This is a genomic window from Aneurinibacillus danicus (assembly GCF_007991215.1).
GTDB classification, from domain to species: Bacteria; Bacillota; Bacilli; order Aneurinibacillales; family Aneurinibacillaceae; genus Aneurinibacillus; species Aneurinibacillus danicus.
Map to the genome: position 1 here is coordinate 1 of NZ_BJXX01000200.1, position 7,991 is coordinate 7,991.

Genomic DNA, 7,991 nt, shown 5'->3' on the forward strand with positions numbered 1-7,991 from the left:
CTTCTTTTTTGTATATCGCCACATCTCAGCGGCGACTTTATTAATTTATCACATACAAATCGATAAGTCAATAACAAAATCGAATTCGTTTGCGAAAAAATTAAAGCCCGTCATTAGCGGACTTTATTTAATTTATCATATGCTTATCTAAGAGTCAATACCTTTATAAAATAAATTGTTTAATGATTACCAAAGCAGCGAGTCCGGGAAAACCCAAAAATCCAGCTACCGTAACCGTTACCGGGTTGATCGGAATTTCAAAAGCAAATGATTCCGCTACAAGATTGAAGAGAAAAAGGATGATACCGCCAATGACCAGATTCCCTACCGCCCATCCAGCCCACTTTACCCAGTTCCAGGCCCCCTGGTTCATCAATACAAAAACCAGACCTGCCACCACAACTACAATGCCAACTGTCACGCTATCCACTTTCTCTCTCCTTCCCTGCCTGCTTTTACCTATATACCTAAGAACATTGCTCTTATTGGAAAAAATAAATCAATACGGTAATTGTATTGTTTAATGCATGGAATAAAATCGCTGCCCAAATACTCCGATAGTAATGCCGTAGAAAGCCAAGCATTAATCCCATTGCAAACAACGGCGGAAATAAAACAGGGTCTACATGAATCGCGCCAAATAGAAAGCTTGAACCAAGTATGCCAAGCACAGCACCAAAACGCCTGGTCAGAGCGGTTTGCAGCACTCCGCGAAACATCGTTTCTTCAGCAATCGGAACAAATAAGCCGACTAGCAACACTTCAACAATTCCAGCTACCCAACTTATGTTTTTCGCTTGAATTACTTCCCCGGAAATTTGCTCTTCTCTCCAGGAGTCCAATTCAAAGCGGAAATAATCAGCAATCGGAACAGTCACGATAAGATCCAACAAAAATGTAGAAAATAAATAGAAAAGGATAGCTGTAAAAAATAATTGCTTTACTTTGGCCGGACGGACAAATCCAATGTCATGCAGACGCCTTCCAAAAAGAAGCAGCGCAAACAAAAGCATCATGACCTGTGGCAAAAACGATTCAATAAACCCTAAAACAGATTGCTCAGAAAACCAGGGATACGGAAAAATCATATAAAACACAAGCATAGCACCGTAAGATACTTGATATAGAGCAAAGTAATACATCGCATATCTTCCGGAAACTCCGGTTTCCCATCCAGGGAATTCGTTTCGTATCGTTTTAAACAGGGCGGGAATATAAAAAAAAGCGGGAACAATACTGAAAAACAGGGTACCTATAAAAAAAACAAATCCCAGCAATGTCACATCCTCTGAAGATTCAACGCGCCATTTCCCCTGCTCTGTGGCTATCCACTGCAAGGATGAAAACTCGAGCGCCAAGCTGCTTACATATCCAATTAGCAGCAATAGTGCGGAGTAAAATGCTATCCTTTCCCACCGCTCTTGTCTAATCACATACTCACCTCACCATCTGTACAAACATATTCACTTTATCCATCAAAAAGAACAAGCTCCAAAAGAAAAAGCGGTGTTCCAACACATATCGGTCCCTCATTCTTAAAGAATGACCACGATGTTGAATCTACCGCCTTATTCTTCCTTAGAAGAAGTGGTACTTTTATAGCTCTCTTCTACCTTCCAGCGCTTTTGAAATCGTCACTTCATCCGCATATTCTAAATCGCCGCCAACCGGAAGGCCGTGCGCGATTCGAGTTACACGGATACCAAACGGTTTTACAAGTCGGGAAATATACATCGCCGTGGCCTCGCCCTCAATATTCGGATTCGTAGCCAAGATTAGTTCCTTCACTTCCTCGTCCTCTAAACGGCGCAGTAATTCAGGAACGCGAATGTCTTCCGGTCCGATTCCCTCCATGGGTGAAATCGCCCCATGCAGTACATGATAATATCCATTATATTCCCGCGTCTTTTCCATCGCAATCAAATCTTTCGGTTCCTGCACAACGCAAATCATCGATTTATCACGCGATGTATCCGCGCAGATTCGGCACGGGTCCACATCGGTAATATTCTGGCACACAGAACAATACACGAGGTTCCGCTTGGCGTTGACCAGTGCCTTTGCGATTTCCAAAACATCATCTTCCTTCATGCCTAACACAAAAAAAGCCAGACGCGCTGCCGTTTTCGGCCCAATGCCTGGCAATTTCATAAATCCGTCAATCAGTTTTGCTATTGGCTCGGGATAATACACACAGTTCTCCCCTATATCTTAGAATAATCCCGGTAGGTTCATGCCTCCCGTAAATTTGCCCATACTTTTTGCTACCATCTCATCGGCTTTGTTCATTGCTTCCGTCACTGCAGCCAGCACCAGGTCTTCCAGCATTTCTACATCATCCGGATCAACTGCTTCCGGCTTGATTTTAATGCTCAAAATCTCTTTGTGGCCATTGGCCGTGACAGTCACCATGCCACCACCGGATGTACCTTCTACCGTTTTCTCTTTCAGCTCTTCCTGTGCTTTTTGCATCTGCTGCTGCATCTTTTTCATCTGCTTCATCATGTTTTGCATATTTCCGCCACCGAACATATTCGTTCCTCCTAATCTTTTATGTCTACCAGCTCTTCACCAAAAAGTTTAACAGCTTCATCAACCACCGGCTCAGACTCCGATTCCGTTTGCTCTGCCGCCTGTTCTCGTTCCTGATTAGGCGCTCCCACAGATTCACTAATCTCTTTCCACTGGTTTTCCATCAGTGTAAACAATTCAACAGACCGATTAATAAACCCTTTTACTACTTCTTCGATTAACTGCTTGTTTAACTCGCGGGATGTCGTCTCACAGTGAATCACACTTTTAAAACATACGACCAGAGCATCCTGAGACAACGCTACTGGCCGCCCATCTAAAAGCCATGCATGCAGACGCACGCTACGTGCTTTCACTTGCTGCAAAATATCCGGCCAGATGGCGCGCAGCCGTTTAAGCTGCGGCTCGATCGAAGCGGCCGCCACTTCCCGGATTCGCCCCGTTGGAATTTTGACAGTGGGCTGTATACTTGAACGCCGCGTTTCCCTACGCGGTGCCGCTGCAACCGTCAGCTCCTGTCCCCCTGCATTTCCGTTCTCTAACCGCTTAATCTGATTCTCCAGCATTTGAATACGTCGCTTTAATTGTTCCACTTCTTCCGAAGACATCCCTGCTGAGCCGGATGAAAGACCGGAAGAGTGAGAGCCCATTGAAGCAGCCTGTTCACCAATCTGGCAAAGCTGGATAAGGATAAGCTCCAACATAATCCTCGCCTGACTCGCCCGCTTCATATCGTGCTTGGCTTGATTCAGCTTCTCAATAATCAGAAATAGATGGGAACGTTCAAATACATCGCCCAATTCCTGGAACTTATCATCGAGCATAATGCGATCCTGTATCTCTTCAAGCTGCGGTGCCGTCTTATAAAGAAGTAAGTCACGGAAATAGAAAAGTAAATCATCCAGAAATTGTTCTGGACTTTTGCCATTCTGCACCAGCCTGCGCACTACGTCAAGCGCATCCGACGCCGCTCCTTCCTTAATATGAAGAGCTGTCTCAGCAAGTATCGCATGCGAAGCGGAACCCGTAATCGCCATCACATCTTCAAGCTCAATTCTCTCCCCGCCAAAGGAAAGCGCCTGATCGAGAAGACTTAATGCATCCCGCATTCCACCTTCGGCCATGCGTGCAATAAACGTAAGCGCCTGATCCGATATAGTAATATTCTCGGCGGCAATCGCTTGCTTCATCCGGCCTACAAGTTGCGCACTTCCAATACGGCGAAAATCAAAACGCTGGCAGCGCGAAATAATGGTGGCCGGGAGCTTATGCGGATCGGTTGTCGCCAGAATAAAAATCACATGCGCCGGCGGCTCTTCCAGCGTCTTCAACAATGCGTTGAACGCTTCCGGTGTCAGCATGTGTACTTCATCCACAATATATACTTTATAACGGACTTCGGTCGGAGCGTATTTCACTTTATCGCGAATATCACGGATTTCTTCAATTCGACGGTTGGATGCAGCATCAATCTCCATTACATCTACAACCGAACCTTCCGTAATACCCCGGCAGGCAGCACATTCATTGCAGGGCTCGGGCGCCGGCCCCCGCTCACAGTTGACCGCTTTCGCCATCACTTTTGCGGCGCTCGTCTTTCCCGTTCCCCGCGGCCCGTTAAACAAATACGCATGCGAAAACCTCTGCTCTTTAAGCGCGTTCTGCAGCGTTCTTGTCACATGTTCTTGACCTACAATATCGGCAAACGTTTGCGGACGCCAAATACGATACAGTGCCCGATAAGCCATCTTGTATCTCCATCTTTCTTGCGGTGCATGTATGAAAAAATGCCCGCGAATAATATAATTCACGCATTTTTTATTATATCATTTTCTTTACTTTGCGGAAAAGGGAAAGAGGATTGTTAACAGGAAGGGAGCAGAATATGAAAAATTGTTCCGTAGCCTTTGCTTGATACACGGATGCTTCCGCCCATATCATGAATAATCTTTTGACATACAGGAAGACCCAAGCCCGTACCGTTTTCCTTGGATGTAAAAAAGGGCTCAAAAATTTTATCCGCCAAATAAGGAGGAATGCCGGGTCCTGTATCATGAATCGTAATCTCTACATGGCTTCCCATGTGGAAGAATCGCACTGTCAGCGTCCCTTTCCCTCCTATCGCCTCAATGCCGTTCTTTGCAATATTTAAGAAGACCTGCTTTAGCAGTTCGCTGTCTCCCATAATCAGCGGAAGCGGATTCTCTTTCTCCACGACTACTTCTACGCCATACAGGAGCGCTTCATTTTCCACGATCGGCAGTATTTCCATGCATACCTGTTCCACGTCCACAAGCTTATACTGAATTTCTTTCTGTTTGCTCAGCAATAAAAATTCACTGACCAAATCGTTAATGCGTTTAATTTCGATCAGCATAATGTCCGTATAACTCTTTTCCTTGTCCATACCTGCTTCAGCCAGCGATTTATTCATCATCTGCAAAAACCCGTTAATGGACGTGAGCGGATTACGGATTTCATGAGCGGTCCCGGCCGCAATCTGTCCAATCATCGCCAGCCTGTCACTGCGCTCAATCTTGTCGACCAACGAACGTGTATTTGTCACGTCCTTAAATATGTAGTATCCACCTTTGATTTTTCCTGCCGTATCTCGCAGCACATCCGAATCTACAATCAATTCAAACCGCTGGTTCCCGTTAAACCAGGAATACGGCTTATCAGACATCGTAACTCCTCTCAGCACTGCGGAAGAAATAAATCCCTGGTCTTCTTTCATGCCGGGAAACGCATCCTCAATCATCCGGTTAATGACATGCTGCTTCTCCACACCTAGTATGGCGCAGGCCGTATCACTGATTTCGATGATATGTGCATGTTCGTTCAATATAACGATGCCCAAATTAATATTCTGAATGATTTGAGGATAAAAACAAGACGAAAGCGATTGACCCGGAATATCTCGAATTGTAGGCAGCACAAGATAATGCAGGGACGCTTGATTATTATCACTGTAAATTATCAAATCACACATACATGTACTACCAGAGCGCAACTTTAACAAACCTCGCGGCATACGATTGGATTTACTTTGCAAAACATTGCAATGGTGAAGCCAGGATGCAAACCGTTCTTTTGTAACAAATAAGTCGTGAAACGTTTTTTCTTTTATCTCTGTATAGGTGTGTCCCGTAGCCTGTAGCAAAATGGAATTCGCTTCTATAACCCTTCCTTCCCCATCTAAAAAAACGGCAGCAAAAGGAACACTGTGTAAATAGCGTCTCATTTGATCCATATTGACTTCTAATTGAAACAAATTGTCGGGCATTTTTCTTTTCACCCCACTACCGGAGATATTTGCCATATTGATATATTCTGTCTATTTTTATAATTTCCTTTTTATTCCGCAAAATAAAACTCCTGATGTATAGCACATCAGGAGTTTTATAAAAATAGAGCCGCACACCTGCCGTCGATACGTTCATCCAGGCGGCTCCGTGCAGTTAGCTCAAGCCAGGCCACCCTGCGGCACACGGGATGGTCCACTTATGGCTGCTTCCTTCCGGACCTGACCAGGTTCATGGGTTCCCGTTGCACAGGACCCGACTCTCAACACCACTTACACAGACCTGACCCCACATGAAGCGCACCTCAGACAGGAATTCAACCCCGCTACAGCGGATTGCGGGTACAGGGCACCGCTACCTCCCCGTCTAGTGCGACAAATTTATACACAATGTTATGCAGCATCACTGCCTAATTATCTTATCAAAAAAGAAAAAGCAACGCAAGCTTTTGTCCGTGCCGTTATATGCGTAAATCCTGGCATAGCGTCTTGCTTTACTCCTTTTCTTCCAGTTTGTCGAAGTTCACCAGCTTATTTATTTCTTGAATAAGGGCAGCGGCTTTATTAAATGAAGATTTGCCGTCGGTAATGTATGTATTTAGCTCAACTAAAACACCGGTCACTTCAGTGAGGTCGAGGATATCCATATACTTCTGCAACTCCGTCGTCTGCTTCATTACGTCATATGCCAATTGCGTTGTATATGGCTTCCTGGTCATCTCTGCGATATCAGCGGCCATAACCCGCACCACAGCTGGAATTTGCCCTCGAAAAGGCGAGGCGTCCTCCGGTATCTTCGTAGCCCGTCCTTCACGATTAATAACGATACCATTCGTGTATTTGGCATCTCCGGTGAACGGATCAATCACCATCTTGTCCGGACGACCTTTTCTTGGCTTATCCAGGGGCTTTTCAAACGGCTGTTCAATTATGGAGAACGTCGCCTGTATCTTATCGAGACGCGGATCGGAAACCGGAATCTTCGGTTTTTGTATTTGCTCATATACAAGACTTTTGCGCATTTCTGCTTCAAACTGGGAAGGGGTGGCGTTTTCATCGATATTTACCTGGTAAGGTGGTTCGTTGGTAGGTACGATGTCCGAAATATTCTGATCTTCCGCCTGTGCGCTTTCAAGCACGGAAGAAGCAACGAATACACCGGCACTAATAATGGACGTGGCGACAACCAGAGATAAAACGACGTTTCTCTTTCTCATGCGGGATTCTCCTCTTTCATACTTCTTGAAAAGGAAAAGCCGTTTTCGTGAAATTTCTTGCCTATGTCTTTGTACTAGTCCAGGAATTTTTTCTCTTTTACCGAAGAATAAGCATGCTCTACAAGGCGAATTTCCCGAATGCTCTCCCAATCGTTCTCTATCTCTTCTATAATGCAACGGACCAGCCCCGTATAGCAAGCATACATATCAGACCGTGTCATGCATGCTTCAAAGACTGCACGGTAAATGTCTTGTTTTGCCATATCATACCTCCAACGGATAGATAAAAATTGGTTAAATAGTATTACTTAGAATTTTAAGTTGCTTATGTTAGTAAGTAAAGATATTCGACAAAATATTCCATAAAAACAAAAAACTTCGACTTTCACACGAAAATCGAAGCTTAAGCTTGTTCTTTCATTCGGTACGTTGTTCGTGTAATACGCTTTGCATCAAAATGTGAAGTAAATACTCTCCCACTCCAATGAATAGCGCAGCGACCAAAGAAACGAGCAGCACCGGAGTATCTGCATGAAAAAAACCGAGTCCCGTCAGCCAGATAACCAGGAACGCGATACCGAAATCAAAAAGAGTCGCTATCAAATTATTGGTAAGCGGCAAAATAACCAAATCTCCTACATAATAGCTTATTACGCAGAGAAGGAAGCTGATCATCAGAATGTCCTTTATCTCTTCTCTATAGATCAAACCTAAAATAAAAGCCAAAACTCCTGTGACTGCCACGACTTTTATCACTATGGTGTCTATACTTTCCAAAGGTTCCTTCAATGACATCATCCCTTTTGCGGATTGTTTTCATGTTTATAGTTGCATAACTTATTCGATTTTATTCGCGACTCTCCAGTCATACAAAACCACCATGACCAATTAGCCACAAGCTCTGCCATGAAAATGAAGGGAAGGACGGCTGACTTTTT

The 7,991-nt window shown here is 44.5% G+C and carries 9 protein-coding genes and 1 other RNA gene; all 10 read right to left on the reverse strand.

What is annotated here, in order from left to right; all coding sequences use genetic code 11:
* Positions 1–163 precede the first annotated feature (163 nt).
* The gene (locus ADA01nite_RS19985) at positions 164–430 is read right to left on the reverse strand and encodes a pro-sigmaK processing inhibitor BofA family protein (RefSeq protein WP_146812199.1); all 267 of its coding nucleotides are present in this window, start codon (positions 428–430) and stop codon (positions 164–166) included.
* A 52-nt stretch (positions 431–482) separates the two neighbouring features.
* Complete coding sequence (locus ADA01nite_RS19990) at positions 483–1,433, reverse strand: CPBP family intramembrane glutamic endopeptidase (RefSeq protein ID WP_146812200.1); 951 nt, start codon at positions 1,431–1,433, stop codon at positions 483–485.
* 163 nt (positions 1,434–1,596) lie between these two features.
* A complete protein-coding gene (gene recR / locus ADA01nite_RS19995; RefSeq protein ID WP_146812201.1) occupies positions 1,597–2,193 on the reverse strand; it encodes a recombination mediator RecR in 597 nt (198 codons plus the stop codon).
* An 18-nt stretch (positions 2,194–2,211) separates the two neighbouring features.
* The gene (locus tag ADA01nite_RS20000) at positions 2,212–2,532 is read right to left on the reverse strand and encodes a YbaB/EbfC family nucleoid-associated protein (RefSeq protein WP_146812202.1); all 321 of its coding nucleotides are present in this window, start codon (positions 2,530–2,532) and stop codon (positions 2,212–2,214) included.
* 11 nt (positions 2,533–2,543) lie between these two features.
* Positions 2,544–4,280: a DNA polymerase III subunit gamma/tau gene (gene dnaX, locus ADA01nite_RS20005; RefSeq protein ID WP_146812203.1), complete on the reverse strand. Its 1,737-nt coding sequence runs from the start codon at positions 4,278–4,280 to the stop codon at positions 2,544–2,546.
* A gap of 116 nt (positions 4,281–4,396) precedes the next feature.
* The gene (locus ADA01nite_RS20010) at positions 4,397–5,524 is read right to left on the reverse strand and encodes an ATP-binding protein (RefSeq protein ID WP_246147431.1); all 1,128 of its coding nucleotides are present in this window, start codon (positions 5,522–5,524) and stop codon (positions 4,397–4,399) included.
* Between the two features lie 424 nt (positions 5,525–5,948).
* Positions 5,949–6,212: signal recognition particle sRNA large type (gene ffs / locus ADA01nite_RS20015), an RNA gene on the reverse strand.
* 118 nt (positions 6,213–6,330) lie between these two features.
* Positions 6,331–7,053: a hypothetical protein gene (locus tag ADA01nite_RS20020; RefSeq protein ID WP_146812205.1), complete on the reverse strand. Its 723-nt coding sequence runs from the start codon at positions 7,051–7,053 to the stop codon at positions 6,331–6,333.
* Positions 7,054–7,127: 74 nt separating this feature from the next.
* Positions 7,128–7,316: a hypothetical protein gene (locus tag ADA01nite_RS20025; protein WP_146812206.1), complete on the reverse strand. Its 189-nt coding sequence runs from the start codon at positions 7,314–7,316 to the stop codon at positions 7,128–7,130.
* A gap of 154 nt (positions 7,317–7,470) precedes the next feature.
* Positions 7,471–7,851: a DUF2512 family protein gene (locus ADA01nite_RS20030; RefSeq protein ID WP_146812207.1), complete on the reverse strand. Its 381-nt coding sequence runs from the start codon at positions 7,849–7,851 to the stop codon at positions 7,471–7,473.
* Between the last annotated feature and the right edge of the window lie 140 nt (positions 7,852–7,991).